General features: G+C 44.5%; 21 protein-coding genes. 19 read left to right on the top strand and 2 right to left on the bottom strand.

Annotated features, from left to right (window positions below; all coding sequences use genetic code 11):
- The first annotated feature begins 96 nt into the window (after positions 1-96).
- Positions 97-2,646 (top strand): DNA mismatch repair protein MutS, encoded by a 2,550-nt coding sequence (gene mutS, locus TZ97_RS08340; RefSeq protein ID WP_045760030.1) that lies wholly within the window; start codon positions 97-99, stop codon positions 2,644-2,646.
- A 35-nt stretch (positions 2,647-2,681) separates the two neighbouring features.
- Here mutS and TZ97_RS08335 read toward each other — a convergent pair whose 3' ends face one another.
- Together TZ97_RS08335 and TZ97_RS08330 are read right to left on the bottom strand one after the other, a co-directional pair.
- On the bottom strand, positions 2,682-3,137 hold the full coding sequence (locus TZ97_RS08335; RefSeq protein ID WP_045760029.1) for a DUF3021 domain-containing protein: 456 nt from the start codon (positions 3,135-3,137) through the stop codon (positions 2,682-2,684).
- The gene (locus TZ97_RS08330; RefSeq protein WP_003009119.1) at positions 3,131-3,571 is read right to left on the bottom strand and encodes a LytTR family DNA-binding domain-containing protein; all 441 of its coding nucleotides are present in this window, start codon (positions 3,569-3,571) and stop codon (positions 3,131-3,133) included. The genes TZ97_RS08335 and TZ97_RS08330 overlap by 7 nt, the downstream gene beginning before the upstream one ends.
- A gap of 247 nt (positions 3,572-3,818) precedes the next feature.
- Here TZ97_RS08330 and mutL point away from each other — a divergent pair, with 247 nt between their 5' ends.
- The 18 genes from mutL (at position 3,819) to TZ97_RS08245 (ending at position 21,362) form a co-directional block, all read left to right on the top strand.
- On the top strand, positions 3,819-5,762 hold the full coding sequence (gene mutL, locus TZ97_RS08325) for a DNA mismatch repair endonuclease MutL (protein ID WP_045760028.1): 1,944 nt from the start codon (positions 3,819-3,821) through the stop codon (positions 5,760-5,762).
- A gap of 20 nt (positions 5,763-5,782) precedes the next feature.
- Entirely contained in the window at positions 5,783-6,376 is a 594-nt protein-coding gene (ruvA, locus tag TZ97_RS08320) for a Holliday junction branch migration protein RuvA (RefSeq protein ID WP_045760027.1), read from the top strand.
- Entirely contained in the window at positions 6,376-6,945 is a 570-nt protein-coding gene (locus TZ97_RS08315) for a hypothetical protein (RefSeq protein WP_045760026.1), read from the top strand. Before ruvA ends, TZ97_RS08315 begins: the two co-directional genes overlap by 1 nt.
- A gap of 3 nt (positions 6,946-6,948) precedes the next feature.
- A complete protein-coding gene (locus TZ97_RS08310; protein WP_045760025.1) occupies positions 6,949-7,503 on the top strand; it encodes a DNA-3-methyladenine glycosylase I in 555 nt (184 codons plus the stop codon).
- A 97-nt stretch (positions 7,504-7,600) separates the two neighbouring features.
- Positions 7,601-8,869, top strand: coding sequence for a competence/damage-inducible protein A (locus TZ97_RS08305; RefSeq protein WP_045760024.1), 1,269 nt, complete (start codon positions 7,601-7,603; stop codon positions 8,867-8,869).
- Between the two features lie 119 nt (positions 8,870-8,988).
- Positions 8,989-10,134, top strand: a complete 1,146-nt coding sequence (gene recA, locus TZ97_RS08300; protein ID WP_003002082.1) for a recombinase RecA — start codon at positions 8,989-8,991, stop codon at positions 10,132-10,134.
- Between the two features lie 87 nt (positions 10,135-10,221).
- A complete protein-coding gene (gene spx, locus TZ97_RS08295) occupies positions 10,222-10,620 on the top strand; it encodes a transcriptional regulator Spx (RefSeq protein WP_003009108.1) in 399 nt (132 codons plus the stop codon).
- 134 nt (positions 10,621-10,754) lie between these two features.
- Positions 10,755-11,351 (top strand): SP0191 family lipoprotein, encoded by a 597-nt coding sequence (locus TZ97_RS08290; RefSeq protein WP_045760023.1) that lies wholly within the window; start codon positions 10,755-10,757, stop codon positions 11,349-11,351.
- A 123-nt stretch (positions 11,352-11,474) separates the two neighbouring features.
- Positions 11,475-11,741, top strand: a complete 267-nt coding sequence (locus TZ97_RS08285) for an IreB family regulatory phosphoprotein (RefSeq protein ID WP_003002070.1) — start codon at positions 11,475-11,477, stop codon at positions 11,739-11,741.
- Positions 11,741-12,160 (top strand): Holliday junction resolvase RuvX, encoded by a 420-nt coding sequence (gene ruvX, locus TZ97_RS08280; protein ID WP_023919889.1) that lies wholly within the window; start codon positions 11,741-11,743, stop codon positions 12,158-12,160. Before TZ97_RS08285 ends, ruvX begins: the two co-directional genes overlap by 1 nt.
- Before the next feature lie 22 nt (positions 12,161-12,182).
- Positions 12,183-12,488 carry a DUF1292 domain-containing protein gene (locus TZ97_RS08275; protein WP_003001941.1) on the top strand — a complete coding sequence of 102 codons (306 nt, stop codon included), beginning with the start codon at positions 12,183-12,185 and terminating at the stop codon, positions 12,486-12,488.
- Between the two features lie 309 nt (positions 12,489-12,797).
- Positions 12,798-14,030 carry a bifunctional folylpolyglutamate synthase/dihydrofolate synthase gene (locus TZ97_RS08270; RefSeq protein WP_045760022.1) on the top strand — a complete coding sequence of 411 codons (1,233 nt, stop codon included), beginning with the start codon at positions 12,798-12,800 and terminating at the stop codon, positions 14,028-14,030.
- Positions 14,031-14,106: 76 nt separating this feature from the next.
- Complete coding sequence (locus tag TZ97_RS08265; RefSeq protein WP_045760021.1) at positions 14,107-14,517, top strand: SP_0198 family lipoprotein; 411 nt, start codon at positions 14,107-14,109, stop codon at positions 14,515-14,517.
- Positions 14,518-14,793: 276 nt separating this feature from the next.
- Positions 14,794-16,329: a cardiolipin synthase gene (gene cls / locus TZ97_RS08260; RefSeq protein ID WP_021154090.1), complete on the top strand. Its 1,536-nt coding sequence runs from the start codon at positions 14,794-14,796 to the stop codon at positions 16,327-16,329.
- 171 nt (positions 16,330-16,500) lie between these two features.
- Positions 16,501-18,339, top strand: a complete 1,839-nt coding sequence (locus tag TZ97_RS08255; protein WP_045760020.1) for an MFS transporter — start codon at positions 16,501-16,503, stop codon at positions 18,337-18,339.
- Positions 18,340-18,461: 122 nt separating this feature from the next.
- Positions 18,462-20,672, top strand: a complete 2,211-nt coding sequence (gene nrdD / locus TZ97_RS08250) for an anaerobic ribonucleoside-triphosphate reductase (protein WP_045760231.1) — start codon at positions 18,462-18,464, stop codon at positions 20,670-20,672.
- An 11-nt stretch (positions 20,673-20,683) separates the two neighbouring features.
- A complete protein-coding gene (locus tag TZ97_RS10845) occupies positions 20,684-20,824 on the top strand; it encodes a hypothetical protein (RefSeq protein WP_148130199.1) in 141 nt (46 codons plus the stop codon).
- A gap of 37 nt (positions 20,825-20,861) precedes the next feature.
- Positions 20,862-21,362 (top strand): GNAT family N-acetyltransferase, encoded by a 501-nt coding sequence (locus tag TZ97_RS08245; protein ID WP_045760019.1) that lies wholly within the window; start codon positions 20,862-20,864, stop codon positions 21,360-21,362.
- The last annotated feature ends 3 nt before the right edge of the window (positions 21,363-21,365 follow it).

The following is a 21,365-nucleotide window of genomic DNA, read 5'->3' as shown; positions in this document are numbered from 1 at the left end:
AGATGTCAAAAGGAGGAAGATAGTGAGCTATCTACTCCTGTTTTCATCTATGGGGCTTGCGTCAGAAAATGATGCAAGAGTAAGGAATAAAGAAGTATGGCAGTAGAGAAAATATCCCCTGGAATGCAGCAGTATCTAGATATCAAAAAAGATTATCCGGATGCCTTTTTGCTGTTTCGAATGGGAGATTTTTACGAATTATTTTATGAAGATGCAGTGAATGCGGCTCAAATTTTAGAGATTTCCTTAACCTCACGGAATAAAAATGCAGAGAATCCGATCCCTATGGCGGGTGTTCCCTACCACTCGGCCCAGCAGTATATTGATGTTCTCATTGAACAGGGGTATAAGGTCGCGATTGCAGAACAAATGGAAGACCCCAAAGAAGCCAAGGGGGTCGTTAAGCGTGAAGTCGTACAGGTGATTACGCCGGGTACAGTGGTGGATTCGACCAAGCCAGATAGTGAGAACAACTTCCTGGTTGCTTTGGATCGTTCAGGAAATGAGTATGGGCTAGCCTATATGGATCTGGTGACAGGGGAGTTTCAGGTGACGACCCTCAATGACTTTAGCATGGTTTGTGGAGAAATCCGCAATTTACGTGCGCGTGAGGTGGTCCTGGGTTATGAGTTGCCAGAACAGGAAGAGCGTGTGTTTGTGAGCCAGATGAATCTCTTGTTGTCACATGTAGAGACGGCGCTCGACGATGTTCAACTCTTAGGGGATCAGTTGAGTGAGCTCGAAAAGAAAACGGCTGGAAAACTTCTCCAGTATGTCTACCAGACACAAATGCGGGAATTGAGCCACCTCAAAAAAGCCCATCATTATGAGATTTGCGATTTCTTGCAGATGGACTTTGCGACCAAGGCTAGTCTTGATTTGACAGAGAATGCGCGAACTGGGAAGAAACATGGTAGCTTGTATTGGTATTTGGATGAAACCAAGACGGCCATGGGCGGTCGTTTGTTGCGGTCCTGGATTCAGAAGCCCTTAGTCGATTTGAAACGGATTCGAGAGCGACAGGACATCATTCAGGTCTTTATGGATCATTTCTTTGAACGGAGCGATTTGACCGACAGCCTCAAAGGGGTCTATGACATTGAACGCTTAGCGAGTCGGGTTTCCTTTGGCAAGATCAACCCTAAGGATCTCTTGCAGCTAGGAGATACTCTGGGGCATGTGCCGACGATCAAGTCGATTCTACTGGGGATTGGTGATCCAGTCTTAGATGTCTTAATTGCACGCTTGGATGAACTTCCTGAGTTGCACCGCTTGATTACCTCAGCTATTGCTCCGGAAGCGTCTGCTGTTATTACGGAGGGAAATATCATCCGAACTGGGTTTGACGAGCAATTGGACCAGTACCGTGTCGTTCTTCGGGATGGTACTGGTTGGATTGCTGAGATTGAGGCCAAGGAGCGCGAAGCCAGCGGCATTACAGGTCTAAAAATCGATTACAACAAGAAGGATGGCTACTATTTCCATGTCACCAATTCTCAATTGAGTCACGTTCCTGCTCACTTTTTCCGCAAGGCGACCTTGAAAAATTCAGAACGCTTTGGTACGGAGGAATTGGCTCGCATCGAAGGAGATATGCTAGAGGCGCGTGAGAAGTCTGCTAATCTGGAATATACGATTTTTATGCGGATTCGGGAAGAAGTTGGCAAGTATATCCAACGTCTGCAACAATTAGCTCAGGCGATTGCAACGGTTGATGTTTTACAAAGTTTAGCCAGTGTCGCTGAGTCGCAACGGTTGAATCGTCCCCTTTTTCATGAAGAACGACGAATCGCAATCGACAAAGGCCGCCATCCGGTTGTTGAGAAAGTGATGGGAGCCCAGTCCTATATTCCTAATAGCATCTTTATGGATGAAGAACGGGATATTCAGCTGATTACGGGACCAAATATGAGCGGGAAGTCTACCTATATGCGCCAATTGGCGATCATTGTGATTCTTGCCCAAATTGGCTCCTATGTACCCGCGCAAAAGGCCGAGTTGCCAATCTTTGATGCGATTTATACCCGAATCGGAGCTGCTGATGACCTGGTATCGGGGCAGTCTACCTTCATGGTGGAAATGATGGAGGCCAATCACGCCATTCGCAAGGCAACGACCCAGTCCTTGATTTTGTTTGATGAGTTGGGACGGGGAACGGCGACCTATGATGGGATGGCCCTCGCCCAATCCATCATCGAATATATCCATGATCGGACTGGTGCCAAAACCTTGTTTGCGACCCATTACCATGAATTGACGGCTCTTTCAGAAACCTTGTCTCGCTTGGAAAATGTCCATGTTGCGACCTTGGAGCGAGATGGTCAGGTTACCTTCTTGCACAAGATTGAACCCGGCCCAGCAGATAAGTCCTATGGGATTCACGTGGCCAAGATCGCTGGTTTGCCAGAAGAATTGCTGAAGCGGGCGGATGCGATTTTGACCAAGCTCGAAGGACAAGCCCAGCAAGTACCGCTTGCGGATGCAACCCCTAAAAAGGAAGTACCTTCACAGGTTGTTGAACAAATGTCCCTCTTTGAGGAAGAGCCAGAACATACAGCGATCACAGAATTGAAGAATCTGGATCTCTACAATATGACTCCGATGGAAGTCATGATGGCAGTCGCCGAATTGAAAAAGAAATTGTAAAAAGAAGATCCTCGTAATAGCGAGGATCTTTTCTCTTAGTGGTTAGCAATGCTTTGATTGATTTCCTTAACTTGTTTTTTATAAAAATGATGGGAGACCAACCAGATGATCACGTAAACGAGGGTGAATTCGACAACGAGTGAGAGGTAAAAGCCAAGTCGTGCTGGAAACCAGCCGGCTAACGTAGCTAGGGGAATAAAGCCAAGCAACATGAGCAAGTAATGGCTCAGAGTAGCCCGTAAGAGGGTCCAGTCTTTTTGAAAGAGGAGACTTCCGAAGCTAAAGAGGACCCCAATTGCACCCCAAACGAGAGCACAATAGAGCATGACCAGTGAGCCGTGAACATGATGCAAGAACATCCAGCGGCCGACTGTAGAGTTGGGACTTAAGGGAAGGTACAACTCAGGTGAGAAGAGATAGGAAAAGAAGATGGATAGGATGAGCCCGATGAAAATCCCTTTTAGGGCGTCAGAAAAAGATTGTTTTAGCATGATAATTTCTCCTTAATGGCTTTTAAATAACGACGGGAGGAGTAGGTCAGACTCCCGTTTTTAAGATAGATTTGAACGGATCCTCCACTGGTAAAGTGCAGGTGATCGATTTCTTTTGTGTTGATAATTTCAGATTGGGAAATTTTGAGAAAGAAGGTCGGCAAGTCTTCAGATAACTGATAGAGTGGCCCAGTCAGAATAAATTGATCTGTCATAGTCTCGCCAATTACTTGCCGATTTTCAATGTAAAAACGTTGGAATAGTTGGCTTTCGATCAGGTAAGCTTCCCCATCCTTTTTGGCACGTAAGCGCCCTTTTTGATCCAATTCTTCCACAAAGTCACGGATTTTCTTTACACGCGCAGACAGTGCAGGTGCTGTGATCATCACCGCTTCTTCTTGGAAGTGGGAATCAATGTGTACTTCAACTTTCATAAGATCGTTTCTCCCTCCTTTGGGTAAAGTCGGTTGGCCTGCTAGCCCGGCTCCTTCTTTACACTACTATTAAACACTTTTTCCAAAGGGAAGACAAGGGGATTTGTCTATGTGGTCATTTTCATTGCCTATGCGGTTTTTAAGGAAGAAGATGGGCCAGCCTCTATTTTTTAAGAAAGGGAGTCTTGTGGATCTGTGGTATAATAGAGCTACAAGTATCGGTGAAAAAATAGGTAAAGGAGCAGACATGTCACAGATTATTGAATTGCCAGAAGTCCTCGCCAATCAGATTGCGGCAGGTGAAGTGATTGAACGACCTGCTAGCGTGGTCAAGGAATTGGTTGAAAACTCGATCGATGCTGGGGCTAGCCAGATTGTTGTCGAAATCGAAGAAGCAGGATTGAAGTCGATTCGAATCACAGACAATGGGGAAGGAATTGCCCACGATGAGGTCGCTTTGGCCCTCCGTCGACATGCGACCAGCAAGATCAAAAGTCAAGCGGATCTTTTTCGTATTCGAACGCTTGGTTTTCGTGGTGAGGCCATGCCTTCCATTGCTTCTGTCAGTATTCTAACCCTTCTAACGGCGCAAGAAGGAGCTGCCCACGGGACCAAATTGGTCGCAAAGGGTGGCGAAATTGAGGAAGTGGAGCCAGCGACAAGCCCTGTCGGGACCAAGATCACAGTGGAAGATCTCTTTTTTAATACACCTGCTCGTCTCAAGTATTTAAAGAGCCAGCAGGCAGAGTTGTCCCATATCGTGGATATTCTCAACCGCTTGAGTTTGGCTCATCCTGAGATTGCCTTTACCTTGATCAATGATGGAAAAGAAATGACCAAAACAGCGGGGACTGGTAATCTCCGGCAAGCGATTGCGGGTGTCTATGGCCTCGCGTCTGCCAAGAAGATGGTGGCCATTGAAAATCGCGACCTGGATTTTGAAGTGACGGGCTTTGTATCTTTGCCTGAATTGACTCGTGCCAATCGTAATTACATCAGTCTCTTTATCAACGGCCGTTATATCAAGAATTTCTTGCTCAATCGAGCTATTTTAGACGGCTACGGCAGTAAACTCATGGTGGGGCGCTTTCCACTCGCGATCATTAATATCAAGATCGATCCTTACTTAGCGGATGTCAATGTTCACCCCACTAAGCAAGAGGTTCGCATCTCCAAAGAACGAGAACTAATGGCCTTGATTTCCCAAGCCATTGCGAACGCTTTGAAAGAGCAGGACCTAATTCCGGATGCTCTAGAAAATCTAGCCAAGTCGACCATTCGTCGAACAGAAAAGCCAGTACAGACGACCCTGCCTTTAAAAGAAAACCGCCTCTATTATGACCGAGAGAGTCAAGATTTCAAGCTTCGACCAGAAGTGGCAGATCCTCAACGGCCTCTGACAGATGAGGTAACTGCTGATTCTACAAGCCAAGAAAACCCAGCAGAAAAACCGACAAGCGCGATCAAGTTTGCGGAAAGAAAGACTGCGGTTTATGATGAACTGGATCACCCAGAGTTGGATCTGGCTAGTCTAGACAAGGCCTATGATAAGTTGGATGGGGAAGAACATTCGACCTTCCCAGAGTTGGAATATTTTGGTCAGATGCATGGAACCTATCTCTTTGCCCAAGGAAATGGGGGCCTATATATCATTGACCAGCACGCGGCCCAAGAGCGGGTCAAATACGAAGAATACCGTGAGAGTATCGGGGACGTAGACGGCAGTCAGCAACAACTGCTGGTGCCTTATATCTTTGAGTTCCCTACAGACGATCTGATCCGCCTGCAACAGCGCAAGCACCTCTTAGAAGAAGTGGGCGTCTACTTAGAAGAATACGGAGCTAACCAGTTGATCTTACGGGAGCATCCGATCTGGATGAAGGAAGAAGAGATCGAGTCGGGCATCTATGAAATGTGTGATATGCTCCTTTTGACCAAGGAAGTGTCCATCAAGAAATACCGGGCTGAGTTGGCCATCATGATGTCCTGCAAACGCTCCATCAAGGCCAATCACACACTGGACGATTACTCCGCACGAGATCTGATCTACCAATTGTCCCAATGTGACAACCCTTATAACTGCCCTCACGGTCGTCCGGTCTTGGTCAACTTCACCAAGTCGGATATGGAAAAGATGTTCCGACGCATTCAGGAAAATCACACCAGTTTACGGGAATTGGGCAAATATTAATCAAAAAATAAAGGAATCTTATGTACGAATACATTAAAGGAATCTTAACAAAAATTACTGCTAAATACATTGTGGTAGAAACGGCTGGGATCGGCTATCTCTTGCATGTGGCCAATCCCTATGCCTACTCTGGCAAAATGAATCAAGAGGTGCAAGTCTACCTGCACCAAGTGGTCCGTGAAGATGCCCACCTTCTTTATGGTTTTGCGACCGAAGAAGAGAAACAGCTCTTTTTAAACTTGATCTCAGTCTCTGGGATTGGACCTGTCTCAGCTCTGGCTATCATTGCTGCAGACGACAATGCAGGCCTTGTCCAAGCCATCGAAAGCAAGAACATCACCTACTTGACCAAGTTTCCAAAGATCGGCAAGAAAACAGCCCAACAGATGGTTTTGGACCTAGAAGGTAAGATCAATCTTGATCTAGAAGATGCACCGGCTCAATCCAAAGCCAAAGCAACAGAAGAAAACCAAGCTCTTGAGGAAGCCATGGAAGCCATGTTGGCATTGGGCTACAAGGCAACGGAACTTAAGAAAATCAAGAAATTCTTTGAAGGAACTTCTGATACTGCTGAAAACTACATCAAGTCTGCCCTTAAGATGTTGGTGAAATAATGGGGATTGCTCGAATCAATCTAGTTGAAGCAAAGAACAGTAGCAACCATATTAAGATAAAGTTTAAAAATGGGAAGATTGATACACTATGGCTACACTGTACCGTTTTTCCATTGTTTTGTAAAAATTGTCAACAGAGCCAAACAGGATTATTCTTGCATAGTGGATCTCGCTATGGTCAAGTTGGCTCACTTCCTTGTGAATTTTGTGGTGCGAGTATTGCCATAGTAGATCATGACAATATAGTGGAAAGTATAAAGGTGAATGATGAACCTTGTTCTTTCGAAAAACTCTACCTGTTAAGTGCAGACTCTATCGAATGGTTTGAAGAATGGTATGGGATAACATTGGCTCCTGAAAACTTATTTGAAGGTTGGACTGATTGGGTGTCTGTAGACCAGCTGCGAGAACAGATTGAAACATTAACTGGAATAGAAACAGATGATGGTGTAAGGTATCAAACGGACGAGAGATTTAACCCTCTGCCACCAGAGATTAATCGTTGGATTAATTTATTAGACACGTCCACGGTCCCCTTACCTAACTATGTTTCAAAGATTGGAGAATAGCCTATGTCGAAACGTTGTGGCTGGGTCAAAATGACCAATCCGTTATATGTAGCTTACCATGATGAAGAATGGGGTCGGCCCCTCCATGATGACCAGGCGCTTTTTGAGTTGCTCTGTATGGAGACTTATCAAGCCGGTCTATCTTGGGAAACGGTCCTCAATAAACGGCAGACTTTCCGAGAATCTTTTCATGGTTACCATCTTCAACGCGTCGCAGAGATGACGGATGAAGAACTGGAATCCTTGTTAGACAATCCAGCTATCATCCGAAATCGTGCCAAGATCTTTGCGACACGGGCCAATGCTCAAGCCTTTCTACAAGTCCAGGAGGAATTTGGATCGTTTGATGCTTATCTTTGGTCTTTTGTCAATGGGAAAACCATCGTCAATGATGTCCCGGATTACCGACAGGCTCCTGCCAAGACAGCTCTTTCTGAGAAGTTAGCCAAGGATCTCAAAAAACGTGGTTTTAAGTTCACAGGACCAGTCGCAGTTTTATCCTACCTACAAGCAGCAGGCCTGGTCAATGATCATGAGAATGATTGTGATTGGAAATAGGAACAATAAAAAGTCGCAGGTTGCGACTTTTTTAAATAATTTAGGAAATTGTGTTAAAATGAAATGAAAATTACGAATAGTATAAGTAGGAGGCACCATGAAGGCGGAAATTATTGCAGTTGGAACGGAAATTCTAACAGGACAAATTGTGAACACCAATGCTCAGTTCTTGTCTGAAAAATTGGCTAGTTTAGGGATTGATGTCTATTATCATGTGGCGGTAGGAGATAATGAAGGTCGTCTCTTCTCGACCATTGAGACAGCTTCAAAACGCAGTGATTTGGTGATTTTATGTGGTGGACTTGGGCCAACAGAGGATGATTTGACCAAGCAAACCCTTGCTAAGTTTTTAGGGAAAGAACTGGTTTTTGATCCAACAGCGCTTGCCAAACTCGACACCTTCTTTGCAAGTCGCCCTGATTATGTCCGGACGCCCAATAATGAGCGACAAGCACAATTGATTGCCGGTTCAATCCCCCTTCAAAACCGTACAGGTCTCGCGGTTGGAGGTTTGATTGAAGTCGATGGTGTGACCTATGTCGTTCTACCTGGTCCACCAAGTGAGTTAAAACCCATGGTCAATGAACAATTGGTGCCTCATTTGACAACAGGGGAGCAGCTCTTTTCAAGAGTCTTGCGCTTCTTTGGGATTGGGGAAAGCCAGCTGGTTACGATCCTAGCAGATATCATTGAAAAGCAGAGTGATCCGACGGTGGCTCCTTATGCCAAGACGGGAGAAGTGACCTTGCGTCTGTCTACAAAGGCGAAGGATCAAGCCTCAGCAGATGCGAAGCTCGATGTCTTAGAAAAGGAAATCTTATCACGCCACACCCTGGACCATCAACCCTTGCATGAGTTGTTTTATGGTTATGGGGATGATAATTCGATGGCCAAGGTGGCCTTTGATCTCTTGAAACGGACTGGTAAGACCATTACAGCTGCAGAAAGCCTGACGGCTGGCCTCTTCCAAGCGACTTTGGCAGATTTTTCAGGGGCGTCTAGCATCTTTGCAGGTGGTTTTGTCACCTATAGTCTGGAAGAAAAAAGCAAGATGTTGTCTATTCCAGCTCAAGAGTTGGAGCAACATGGAGTGGTGTCTCATTTTACAGCTCAAGCCATGGCTTCACAGGCCCGTAAGTTAACAGGATCCGATTATGGTGTTAGCCTGACCGGAGTTGCGGGGCCAGATAGTCTAGAAGGGCACCCAGCAGGGACTGTCTTTATCGGACTTGCGACTCCAAATGGAGTGGATAGTGTCCAAGTTAATATCGCTGGACGTAGCCGGGCGGATGTCCGCGAAATTGCAGTTCTTCATGCCTTTAATTTGGTGCGCTTGGCTGTATTAAATGGTGAAAATTTGGTATAATGAAGCTTGTGCCAAATGAAGAATAATTCTAAAAATGGATAGGAAATGTGCCTTTCAAAGACCGGAAAACGTCAGTGAGTTGCATGCATTTCCTGTATAGTAAAAAATAGGAGAAAAGAATGGCGAAAAAACAGAAAAAATTAGATGATATCTCTAAGAAATTTGGAGATGAGCGTGAAAAAGCGCTCAATGATGCCCTGAAATTGATCGAAAAAGACTTTGGTAAGGGATCGATCATGCGTTTGGGTGAACGTGCAGAGCAAAAAGTACAAGTCATGAGCTCTGGTTCCTTGGCGCTTGATATTGCCTTGGGTGCTGGTGGTTATCCAAAAGGTCGGATCATCGAAATCTATGGTCCAGAATCATCTGGTAAAACAACCGTTGCCCTCCATGCAGTAGCGCAAGCACAGAAAGAAGGAGGCATTGCTGCCTTTATCGATGCGGAGCATGCCTTGGATCCATCTTATGCAGCAGCTCTTGGGGTCAATATCGACGAACTTCTCTTGTCTCAACCAGACTCAGGGGAACAAGGACTTGAAATTGCTGGTAAATTGATCGACTCTGGTGCGGTAGATTTGGTGGTTGTCGACTCTGTTGCAGCCTTGGTACCTCGTGCGGAAATCGATGGAGATATCGGGGATAGCCACGTTGGTTTGCAAGCTCGGATGATGAGCCAAGCGATGCGTAAGCTTGGAGCTTCGATCAATAAGACCAAGACCATTGCTATCTTTATCAACCAATTGCGTGAAAAAGTTGGGGTCATGTTTGGGAACCCTGAAACCACACCTGGTGGTCGTGCCCTGAAATTCTATGCTTCGGTTCGTTTAGATGTCCGTGGAAACACTCAAATCAAGGGGACTGGGGACCAAAAAGATACCAACGTTGGTAAGGAAACCAAGATCAAGGTTGTGAAGAACAAGGTAGCTCCACCGTTCAAAGAAGCCATGGTCGAAATCATGTACGGGGAAGGAATTTCACGTACAGGTGAATTGGTGAAGATTGCAACAGATTTGGATATCATCCAAAAAGCGGGTGCGTGGTACTCCTATAATGGCGAAAAAATTGGTCAAGGATCTGAAAATGCTAAGAAATTCTTGGCTGACCACCCAGAAATTTTTGACGAAATCGACCACAAGGTTCGGGTTCATTTTGGTTTGATCGAAGAAGACGAAGCAGTGAAAACCCTTGATAAAACTGAAGAAGCAGCTCCTGTCGTAGAAGAAGTAACTCTAGATTTAGATGACGCGATTGAAATTGAAGATTAATTTTTTTCAAAATAGGTCGCTAGACTGATGGTTTTTGTGTTATAATTTAATACGATAGTATTATCGTGTAGCGAAAGGAGTGCATGCATGATTAAAATTTATACAGTGTCAAGTTGCACCAGCTGTAAAAAAGCAAAGACTTGGCTCAACGCTCACCAGCTAACTTATAAAGAACAAAACCTCGGTAAGGAAGGGATCACCAAAGAAGAATTATTGGATATCCTTACAAAGACTGAAAATGGAGTGGCAAGTATTGTCTCTTCAAAAAATCGATACGCTAAAAATCTAGGAGTGGACATCGAAGACTTGAGTGTCAATGAAGTCATTGACATCATCATGGAAACACCTCGTATTCTTAAAAGTCCGATCTTGGTAGATGACAAACGTCTCCAAGTGGGCTACAAAGAAGACGATATTCGTGCCTTCTTGCCACGATCAGTTCGAAATGTAGAAAATGCAGAAGCGCGGATGCGTGCAGCTCTTTAAAGCGAATGAAAATCAGAAACAATTGTTTCTGATTTTTTCTTGTTAAAAAACGGAATGAAAAGAAGTTTACTGCGCCATTTTACGAAATCTATGATACAATATTTTAGAAAACAATAACTAGTAAGGAATGGAAAATGAAAAGGAAAATCTTCTTATTGGGTGCGCTTGTATTGTGTTTGACTGGATGCGGTCAAAAAAAACAAGCGAAAACGCCAAATTCAAGTGAGCAAAAGGCAATCCAAGCAAAAGCAGAGCAGCTACAAAAGGATAATAAGAGTATTCTGCAAAAAGCTGAAGAAAATAAGGTCATCACTAGAACCTTTGTCTTTCCAAAAGATGATAAGGGGACACAACAGACGCAAATTGTCACCTATGTGGGGAACACCTTTAAAAAATTGGAGACCATCAATGTGACGGCAACCGATGAGGAGTTGAAAAAAGGGATCCAACAGGTTGGAATAGAGGAAGCGCAAAAGCAATTGAGAGAATCCTTTAACAAGGACGATGCCTTTAAGGAAGCTTTGACAGTGCCAGGTTTCACAGCTGATTTAACCTTGGAAAATGAGAATGAATACAAGGTAACCATTACCTATGATTTTGAAGCGATGGATGTGAAGAAGGCCGAAGGCATGACTTACTTCAAAAACAATCACTTACCAGAGTTGTTGAAGCTGACACCGAGTCAATTTGCGGATAATCTTATCAATGCTGGAGCAAGTGAGCAAAAATAAAAAACAGTTTAGCTAAAATAGCTCAAAAATGCTTGAAAAAGCCGTAAAATCAAGGGCTTGGCCGTTGTGGAAAACTCTTAATTATGGTATAATAGTAATATTCTAAGGAAAGAGGGTGTTCTTGTGGGATTTACAGATGAAACAGTACGTTTTAATCTTGATGATTCAAATCGTAAGGAAATTAGCGAGACCTTGAAAGATGTTTACTTGTCACTGGATGAAAAAGGCTACAATCCAATTAATCAAATCGTAGGATACGTACTCAGTGGTGATCCTGCCTATGTACCTCGTTATAATAATGCACGGAACCAAATTCGTAAATATGAACGAGATGAGATCGTGGAAGAATTGGTACGTTATTATTTGAAAGGGCAAGGAATAGACCTCTAATGAGAATTATGGGATTGGATGTTGGCTCAAAGACCGTTGGGGTTGCTGTGAGTGATCCTCTCGGCTTTACAGCTCAGGGTCTTGAAATCATCCAAATCGATGAAGATAAAAAAGAATTCGGTTTGGAGCGCTTAGCTGAATTAGTGGCTCAATACAAGGTGGACCGTTTTGTTGTGGGCTTGCCGAAAAACATGAACAACACCAGCGGACCGCGTGTGGAAGCCAGTCAGGCTTATGGCGCCATGATTGCTGAAAAGTTTGGGTTGCCAGTCGACTACCAAGATGAACGGTTGACAACAGTTGCTGCAGAGCGGATGTTGATTGAGCAAGCAGATATTAGCCGTAGCAAACGCAAAAAAGTCATTGATAAGTTAGCGGCGCAGCTTATTTTACAAAATTATTTAGATCGCAATTTTTAGAAAGAAAACGAGGAAGAATAGTATGGCACATGATCATAACCACGACCATGAAGAACGTGAATTAATCACATTGGTGGACGAACAAGGAAATGAAACCTTGTTTGAAATTCTTTTGACCATTGATGGCAAAGAAGAATTTGGAAAGAACTATGTCCTTTTGATCCCTGCAAATGCAGAAGAAGATGAAAACGGCGAAGTTGAAATCCAAGCTTATTCATTTACAGAAAACGAAGACGGAACAGAAGGCGACCTTCAACCAATCCCAGAAGACTCAGATGCAGAATGGGATATGATCGAAGAAGTCTTCAACAGCTTTATGGAGGAGTAAAAACATCCAGTGCATGTTTTTACCCCAACTCCAAGAAATTAGAAAGAGTTGGTAAGTCCGGGGGACGTTTTTAGCCCAGCTCCTTGAAATACGAGAGAGCTGGTAAGTCTGGTAGACTGTATCAGCCCAACTCCAAGAAACTGGGAAGCGTTGGTAAGCCCTGTGGATGTTTTTAGCCCTGCTTCAAGAAACAAGAAAAAGCAGGAAGTCCGATGGACTTGCTGTAAAAATGAGAAAGAAATAACCACAAAAGAAAGGAGCGCAAACGTCAGAAGAGGTTTTGTCGCTTTTTTCTTTTAGGAGGAAGATGTGAATAAGATTGAGCAATGGATGAATAGTCGGATCGGTCTGAATTTTCGATCGGGACTGGATCGTATGGAGCAGGCAGTGAGCCTTTTAGAGAGGCCGGATAAGGCTTATCCGATCCTTCATGTGACAGGAACCAATGGGAAGGGATCCACAATCGCCTTTTTGCGTCAATTATTGATGGCTCACGGAAAGAAGGTTGGAACCTTTACTTCTCCTCATATGATCAGTATCCATGATCGGATTTGTATTGGGGATCAGCCGATTTCAGATGAAGATTTTACTCGGATTGGCCAAGAAGTCCAACAAATGGAGCAGACCTTGCTTCAAACCCAGGACCAACTCTCTTATTTTGAGATTATCTGCCTCATGGCCCTCTTGTATTTTAAGGAACAAGCTGTGGACGTGGTCTTATTGGAAGTTGGTATCGGTGGGCTTCTAGATACCACCAATGTAGTGACAGGAGAGATCGCAGTGATCACTTCGGTTGGCCTGGATCACCAAGAAACACTGGGAGGGACTGTTGCGGAAATCGCCCAGCAAAAGGCAGGGATCTTTAAGAAGGGCAAGAAAGCTGTTGTGGGTCCCTTGTCGGATGATGCTATAACTGTTTGTCAAGAAAAAGCGAAGCAATTGGATGTGGATCTCTACGCCTTCCAGAACGATTTTGGCTTAGAGCAGGATCGTTTTTGGAATGAAAACGTGGAACTTGTCTTGCCGTCTCTGGGTTTGAAGGGTGATTACCAACGGGAAAATGCTGCAGTAGCTTTGGAGGCCTTTTTCCTCTATATGGAGGGCCTAGATCAAGAAGTGGATATGGAGCAGGTCAAACACGCCTTGCAAGAGACAAGGTGGCCGGGCCGTCTAGAGTTATTTGGCGACCAGGTGTATCTGGATGGCGCTCATAATCCTCATGCTATGTTGCGCTTGATCGAGTTTGCCAATAGCTTAGCAGGAAAGCGCGTGAAGATTTTATTCGGTGCTCTCAAACGAAAAGATTATAGTGGGATGCTCCAAACGCTTCAAGCGGGATTGCCAGAAGCTGAATTGATTTTGACGACCTTTCATTACGGTGAAGTGGTGGCGCAGGGTGATCGACAAGACCTGCCTTATGTGGCTGACTACAAGGCCTATATCAAAGAGTTTATGGATCAGAGCCATCCAGATGAGGTTTTATTTGTGACAGGTTCCTTGTATTTTATTGCAGAAGTAAGGGCATTTTTATTAGAGGGGTAAACAATTGACCTAAAGACTTTCTTGGCGTATACTGGTGGTAGATAGTATACGGTTATGGCGAAAGGAGTCGATCTTAATGAAAAAAATCATGTCTATACTGACCTTGGCGGTAGCTCTTTTCCTGACTGCTTGTAGCCAGCAAGAAAAAGCGACACAGACTTCGAGCAAACAGACGTCTGCTTCATCACAGACTGTGACGTCAGCGAGTGAAGAACAGAAAGAAGGGGTGTCCATAGATGGCAGTTATCGTGGACAGGACGAGGAAAATACGATCCTCTTGGTGGTGACGGGTCGAAAAGGCACGTTTACGGTGCAAGATGCTGATGGAGAAGAAGAGGGCAAAGAGGTTAGTATTGATCCGGTCAATCAATCCATGCGTATCGGAGATGAGCCTTATCGCTATCGGATCGAAGGAAATCAGTTGTCGCTAGAAGACTTGGAACAAGCAGAGGATGATCAAGGGATTATTGTCCTGACCAAGCAATAAGGGACGAGACAAGAGAGAGTGGGACAGAAATCGGTAATTCGTTAGAATTCGATTTCGTCGTCCTACCTCCGCAAAGTTGAGTAGGGCTGAAAAAGCTGACGAAATCAGCGTAGTAGAGCCCACTCAACCACTGCGTCTTGCTCGACAATCCAAAAATAATTGAGAGGCTAGGACTTTTGTCCCACTCTCTTTTTGTTTGTCTAGAAGGGGCTTGGTTGGTCGTTGCAACGGGTAAAAAGAATTGGTATACTAGTAGAAAGAAAAAAGGAGGATGCTGTGACCTTTCGAAAATTACGTCTATTAATGTCCAAATATGGATTTAGTATTTTGTTTATGGGCTTTGAACTATGGGCATCCTTTGCGGCCTTCTTCTGGCTCAATAGATGGTTCCCTCATTGGCTATCTGTTGCAGTCATTGGGCTCTTATATGTGTCGACAATCTTAGCTATTGTTAATCGAAATACCCCGCCTGAAAATAAGGTGACCTGGCTCTTGATTGCCGTCATTCCTGTCTTTGGATCGCTTTTATACCTCATGTTTGGAGAGCGACGTTTGTCCAAAAAGGAAATGATCCAGCTGAAAAATATGGAGTCCATGAAGTTTCGAGAGGACAATAGTCATCAGTTGCGTAAGGAGCTCAAGCAAGAAAGCAAGGCGGTTTATGGCTTGGTCAAGTCGATTTTATCCATGGACCACAATGCGGATCTCTACAATGGGACGGCATCAACCTTTTACCCTCTAGGGGAGGAGATGTATGAGCAACTACTAGAGGATCTGAGAGCGGCGAAAAAATTTATCTTCATCGAGTTTTACATCATTGATGAGGGTTTGATGTGGAACAGTATCCTAGAAATTTTAGAGCAGAAAGTGAAAGAGGGGGTCGAAGTCAAACTCCTTTATGACGATATCGGCTGTATGGCAACCTTGGCTGGAAACTATACCAAACGATTGAGAAAGATGGGGATTGATGCCCATAAGTTTAACAAGGTGATTCCCCGCTTAACGGTGGCTTATAATAACCGAGACCACCGAAAGATTCTGGTCATTGATGGGCAGATCGGCTATACGGGTGGGGTCAATCTGGCAGACGAGTACATCAATCACATTGAGCGGTTTGGTCACTGGAAGGACAGTGCCATCCGTTTAGATGGACGAGCTGTTAAGGCCTTGACCCGACTTTTTCTCATGAACTGGTACATCAACCGTGGAGAAATAGAAGATTTTGACCGTTACCATATTGAAAACAAGGCGGTCGAAGGTGAAGGATTATACATTCCCTATGGAAGCGGTCCTAAACCGATTTACAAGTCGCAGGTTGGAAAGACGGTCTATCAAAATATGATCAACCAGTCGACAGATTACGTCTATATCACGACTCCTTACTTGATCATCGATTATGATTTGACAGAGGATATCCGCAATGCAGCCCTTCGTGGGGTGGATGTTCGCATCGTGACCCCGCATATTCCGGATAAAAAATTGATCCAAATTGTTACGCGTGGGGCTTACTTGGATCTGATGGATGCTGGTGTGAAAATCTATGAGTACACGCCTGGTTTTGTCCATAGCAAGCAAGTTCTTGCCGATGATGAAATGGCGGTTGTAGGGTCGATTAACTTTGATTACCGCAGTTTAGTCCATCACTATGAAAATGCTGTCTGGATGTATCGGACGCCTGCTCTGAAAGAGATTCGGGCGGATTTTGACCACATCTTTGAAGTATCCCAAGAAATCACGGAAGATACCTTCCGCTTTACATGGCACCAAAGCTTAATCAAGGAAATTATGCAATTGTTCGCACCGATGTTGTAATAGGTGTGGGAATACAGAAGAAAGAGTCAGAAGCTGAGAGATCTGACTCTTTTTCCATAGGACTATGTGGCAAGAGGCTGACAGGGTCGGCAGAATTTGGTATACTAGAGAAGATAATGGGCTTTTTTCTAAAAGGAAAGAGCAGAGGAATAGCGAAGAAAAGGAAAAAGAATGAGCGAAAAAGAGCAAGAAATGACTTCGAAAAAGTTAGGGCTTCACGTGGGAGACAGTTTTCAGGATACACGTGAAATTCGCGAAGTGCTAGATAAATCAGTCTTTCGTGAAGAAGAGCCGACTCATAGCCAGCAGGCAGAAGTCTTGGAGGAGCCGGTTGCAATGGAGGCATCAGAGGAAATTAGTGATGCCAAGCCAGAAGCAATAGCAGAACCTACACAAGAATTGGAACAGGAAGCGGAGCAACCGCTCAGTCGGATGAGTCGTCGTTCGCGTAAGGCGGGAGTTGAAGCGGCAAAAGCGGAAGCATCGAAGGTAGAAGAGAATACGGAAGAGCTAGAAGCAGATGTGGCAGTTGAGCCGATCCGTCGTCAAGCTATGCGTCCAGTCCCCCTAGCGATTCCTTTTGTGTTGAGTCTCTTGATTAGTTTGCTGCATGTCGGGGTGCCATTTTTAACCCGTTTTGCAACCAATCAACAATCGCAAAACTTGTATGCTGGCTGGGCAATGACCAAGGGGCAAGTACCGTTTGGTGATTTTTACGGAACCAATGGTCTGCTCTATTATGCAATCAACTGGTTGGGAAGTTTAGCTGGTGGACATTGGATCTTGATGATCCTCCAAGCGATTGCCCTCTTCTTTGCGGGTACCTATCTCTATCGGGTTGTGCGCTTGCTGGTGTCTGATAAAGATACAGCGAAGAATGTCCAGTTACTCTTTTATTTCTTGGTGCTAGGCCTTGGTTTTGGAGGAACTTATGTGACTCTCTTTAGTCTTCCAATCCTATTTGCCAGCATGAATTTCATTTTGGCTTATTTGATTGGGCATCGTAAGGATGAAGGCTTTATCCTTTATGGTGCGATTGCAGCTGTGGCTTTCTTGATTGATCCGATGACCAGTGCCTTGTTTTATTTGTTGGCCTTCCTTGGATTAACAGCCTTTAACATCAAGCAGAAGAGATGGGCGCGTGGCTTTTATCAACTGCTAGCAGCTCTCCTTGGTTTTTCACTCGTCTTTTATCCAATTGGCTATATCACCGTTTTGAATCAGACTTTTGGCTATGCCATTAACCAAGTAACCTATGTCTTTAATGCCTTGAATTTTAGCAATGGACAGACCTTCAGTAATGCCATTTATTATGGACTGTTGGCGCTGGCCTTTGGCCTAGTCTCTGCCTTTTTGATGTCTTTTACGAAGCAAAATAGCAGTGCTCGCCGGATCTTCCGCTTTATGGGATGGGCAGGTAGCTTGGTGGTCCTCATTGTGTCGATTGGTCTTCCTGAACAAGGCGCTTACCAATTGTTACCGATGTTGCCATTTGTTCTTCCTTTGTTTGCGATCTGGTTCTCACGAGATGGGGAAGAAAACGATGGGATCGAACGTCGTGGTCGGAAGAAGAAAAACAAGGAAGTTTGGGCCGCTTACTTTACGAGCCAAGTTTTCTTACCGCTAGTAGCCCTTGTCTATCTGTTGGCGAATCCAGTGGTTCAAGATGTCGTGCTTCAGTCTGGTCAATCGAGTGAACGGAGCGCTATTGCCAGCTACATTAAACATCACACCAAGTCGCAAGATACCATCTATGCTTGGGATACGACAGCTACTCTCTATCAAGAAAGCGATCGTTTGGCAGCTTCTGCCTTATTGACCCCAACGTCTTATCTGGGAATTAATGAAAATCGGACCAATGTGATCCAACAAATCGATCGGTCTGAACCCAAGTATATTGTGGTCAACAATCAGGTAGAATTGACCTCCAATATGAAGGACTTGCTCAAAGAAAATTATCATCTCGTTGAGAAGAAATACCGTCATTTCAAACTCTATCAACGCTCTTAAGAAAATCAATATCTTGTGCTTTAGAAAGTTTTTTATAAAATTTTCCACAAGATATTGATTTTTATTTTTGGAGTGGTATAATACAACTTGTATGTAAATAAATGAAGAGAGGCATGTTTGGTATGATCACCTTGAGAGAAGAAAAACTGAGAATGGCCCCGGATATTTTTGTTGAAAAACGAGATGGCCGTCGTGTTCCATTCGATGTTGAAAAAATTTATAAAGCCTTGTTGAAGGCGACAGAAGAAGTGACTTCTCTCACTCCCGTGATGGAAGCCAAACTAGAAGCCATTGTCGATCGTGTGATCGCAGAGATTTTGGAACGTTTTCCAAATGGCGTGAAAATCTATGAGATTCAAAATGTCGTCGAGCATGAATTGCTTCAAGCTAATGAATATGCGATTGCAGAGAGCTACATTACTTATCGCACCCAGCGGGATTTTGAGCGCTCAAAAGCGACGGATATCAACTTTACGATTGGCAAACTCCTCAATAAGGACCAAGCCGTCGTCAATGAAAACGCCAATAAGGACAGTGATGTCTTTAACACGCAACGGGACTTGACGGCAGGGATCGTTGGTAAGTCTATTGGTCTTAAAATGTTGCCTAAACACGTAGCCAATGCCCACCAAAAAGGGGACATCCACTACCATGATTTGGACTATAGCCCTTATACACCGATGACCAACTGTTGTTTGATCGATTTTGAAGGCATGCTCAGAAATGGCTTTAAGATCGGGAATGCAGAAGTAGAAAGTCCTAAGTCTATCCAAACTGCAACGGCACAAATCTCGCAGATTATTGCCAATGTGGCCTCTAGTCAGTATGGCGGTTGCTCAGCAGACCGGATCGATGAAGTCTTGGCCCCTTATGCAGAAAAGAACTACCAAAAACATTTAGCGGATGCCAAAGAGTGGGTACTTCCTGAAAAGCAAGAGGACTATGCTTGGAGTAAGACTCAAAAAGACATCTATGATGCCATGCAATCGCTAGAATATGAGATCAATACCCTCTTTACTTCAAACGGGCAAACTCCTTTCACTTCGCTTGGTTTTGGTCTTGGAACCAATCGCTTCGAGCGGGAAATCCAAAAGGCGATTTTGGAAATCAGAATCAAGGGACTTGGATCGGAACATCGGACAGCGATCTTTCCAAAACTGATCTTTACCCTCAAGCGGGGGCTCAACCTAGAACCTGGAACCCCTAACTATGATATCAAGCAATTGGCCTTGGAATGTGCAACGAAGCGTATGTATCCAGACGTTTTGTCTTATGACAAGATTGTCGAGTTGACAGGCTCTTTCAAGGTGCCGATGGGATGTCGTTCTTTCCTTCAAGGTTGGAAGGATGAAAATGGTGTGGAAGTTAATTCTGGCCGGATGAATCTAGGGGTTGTGACAGTCAATTTACCTCGGATTGCCTTGGAATCGGGAGGAGACAAGGAGAAGTTCTGGCAAATCTTTAATGAACGGATGAACATCGCTGAAGATGCCTTGGTTTACCGGGTGGAACGCACCAAAGAAGCAACACCAGCCAATGCGCCGATTCTCTACCAATATGGGGCTTTCGGGAAACGCTTGGGCAAATATGACCAGGTAGATCAGCTCTTCCGTCATCGCAGAGCAACCGTTTCTCTTGGCTATATCGGACTCTATGAAGTCGCAACCGTCTTTTATGGTCCAAATTGGGAACACAATCCAGAAGCCAAACAATTCACGATCGATATCATCAAGGATATGAAAGCTCGCGTGGAAGAATGGTCTGACCAGTATGATTACCACTTCTCTATCTATTCGACTCCGTCAGAAAGCTTGACAGACCGCTTCTGTCGCCTAGATACGGAGAAATTTGGTAAGGTTCGGGATATCACAGACAAGGAATACTACACCAATAGTTTCCACTACGATGTTCGTAAGAACCCAACGCCATTTGAGAAGTTGGATTTTGAAAAAGTTTATCCTGAAGCTGGAGCTTCTGGTGGCTTTATCCACTATTGTGAATACCCTGTGCTCCAACAAAATCCAAAAGCCCTTGAGGCGGTTTGGGATTATGCCTATGATCGGGTCGGTTATCTCGGAACCAATACGCCGATTGACCGTTGTTACAAGTGTGATTTTGAAGGAGATTTCACGCCGACTGAGCGCGGATTTGCTTGTCCAAACTGTGGCAATAGCGATCCGAAAACGGTTGATGTGGTCAAACGGACCTGTGGTTATCTAGGAAACCCGCAAGCTCGTCCCATGGTCAATGGCCGTCATAAGGAAATCGCTGCGCGGGTCAAACACATGAATGGATCTACTATCAAATCAGCTGGGCACCAAGTGACAGATTAGAAAAGGATATTATGGGAAAATACCAATTAGATGATAAGGGTAAGGCTCAGGTTCAACGATTCCACGAGAAGCATTCAAAGGGTGGAATCAATAAAAAAGACCAAGTAGCCAGCCTGAGAGAACAATTTTTAAATAAGAATAAGAAAAAGTGAGAGTTCGCTCTCGCTTTTCTCTTATGGGGAGGGAATGATGGAATTACGCAGACCGACTTTAGCAGATAAAGAAACTATTTTAAACATGATGGCAGAGTTCGAAGAGACCCGATCAGCGCACGACGGCGGCTTTTGGGATGCTGAGAACTTTGATTATGAGGAGTGGCTAGAAACTAACCTTAATAAAGAAATGGGAATAAATTTGCCTGAAAATCGCGTTCCATCAATTCAGTTCGTATTGTTTGATGAATCAGGTCATGCTTTAGGTTTTTTGAATCTACGGCTGAGACTAAATGAGGGATTGCTGAATTATGCTGGTCATATCGGTTATTCCATCCGCCCTTCTGAAAGAGGCAAGGGTTATGCCAAGGAGGCTCTCCGTCAAGGTCTGCAAGTAGCTAAAGAAAAGAACATCCATCGTGCTCTGGTGACTTGTAGCACGGACAATCCGGCCAGCCGAGCGGTTATCTTAGCCAATGGCGGTCAATTTGAAGATGTTCGAAATGGAACGGAGCGGTATTGGATAGAGGTGGAGTAGAAG

The organism is Streptococcus parasanguinis, from assembly GCF_000963275.1.
GTDB classification, from domain to species: Bacteria; Bacillota; Bacilli; order Lactobacillales; family Streptococcaceae; genus Streptococcus; species Streptococcus parasanguinis_B.
The sequence above is the reverse complement of the archived record's forward strand: the minus strand, read 5'-3'. Positions and strand labels throughout refer to the sequence as shown.

Coding starts and splice junctions, on each gene's coding strand:
- nrdD (WP_045760231.1), top strand. CDS start 18,462: ATGATCACCTTGAGAGAAGAAAAACTGAGAATGGCCCCGGATATTTTT.
- TZ97_RS08330 (WP_003009119.1), bottom strand. CDS start 3,571: ATGAAAGTTGAAGTACACATTGATTCCCACTTCCAAGAAGAAGCGGTG.
- recA (WP_003002082.1), top strand. CDS start 8,989: ATGGCGAAAAAACAGAAAAAATTAGATGATATCTCTAAGAAATTTGGA.
- TZ97_RS08315 (WP_045760026.1), top strand. CDS start 6,376: ATGGGGATTGCTCGAATCAATCTAGTTGAAGCAAAGAACAGTAGCAAC.
- TZ97_RS08335 (WP_045760029.1), bottom strand. CDS start 3,137: ATGCTAAAACAATCTTTTTCTGACGCCCTAAAAGGGATTTTCATCGGG.
- TZ97_RS08245 (WP_045760019.1), top strand. CDS start 20,862: ATGGAATTACGCAGACCGACTTTAGCAGATAAAGAAACTATTTTAAAC.
- spx (WP_003009108.1), top strand. CDS start 10,222: ATGATTAAAATTTATACAGTGTCAAGTTGCACCAGCTGTAAAAAAGCA.
- ruvA (WP_045760027.1), top strand. CDS start 5,783: ATGTACGAATACATTAAAGGAATCTTAACAAAAATTACTGCTAAATAC.
- mutL (WP_045760028.1), top strand. CDS start 3,819: ATGTCACAGATTATTGAATTGCCAGAAGTCCTCGCCAATCAGATTGCG.
- TZ97_RS08255 (WP_045760020.1), top strand. CDS start 16,501: ATGAGCGAAAAAGAGCAAGAAATGACTTCGAAAAAGTTAGGGCTTCAC.
- mutS (WP_045760030.1), top strand. CDS start 97: ATGGCAGTAGAGAAAATATCCCCTGGAATGCAGCAGTATCTAGATATC.
- TZ97_RS08290 (WP_045760023.1), top strand. CDS start 10,755: ATGAAAAGGAAAATCTTCTTATTGGGTGCGCTTGTATTGTGTTTGACT.
- TZ97_RS08305 (WP_045760024.1), top strand. CDS start 7,601: ATGAAGGCGGAAATTATTGCAGTTGGAACGGAAATTCTAACAGGACAA.
- TZ97_RS08265 (WP_045760021.1), top strand. CDS start 14,107: ATGAAAAAAATCATGTCTATACTGACCTTGGCGGTAGCTCTTTTCCTG.
- ruvX (WP_023919889.1), top strand. CDS start 11,741: ATGAGAATTATGGGATTGGATGTTGGCTCAAAGACCGTTGGGGTTGCT.
- TZ97_RS08275 (WP_003001941.1), top strand. CDS start 12,183: ATGGCACATGATCATAACCACGACCATGAAGAACGTGAATTAATCACA.
- TZ97_RS10845 (WP_148130199.1), top strand. CDS start 20,684: ATGGGAAAATACCAATTAGATGATAAGGGTAAGGCTCAGGTTCAACGA.
- TZ97_RS08310 (WP_045760025.1), top strand. CDS start 6,949: ATGTCGAAACGTTGTGGCTGGGTCAAAATGACCAATCCGTTATATGTA.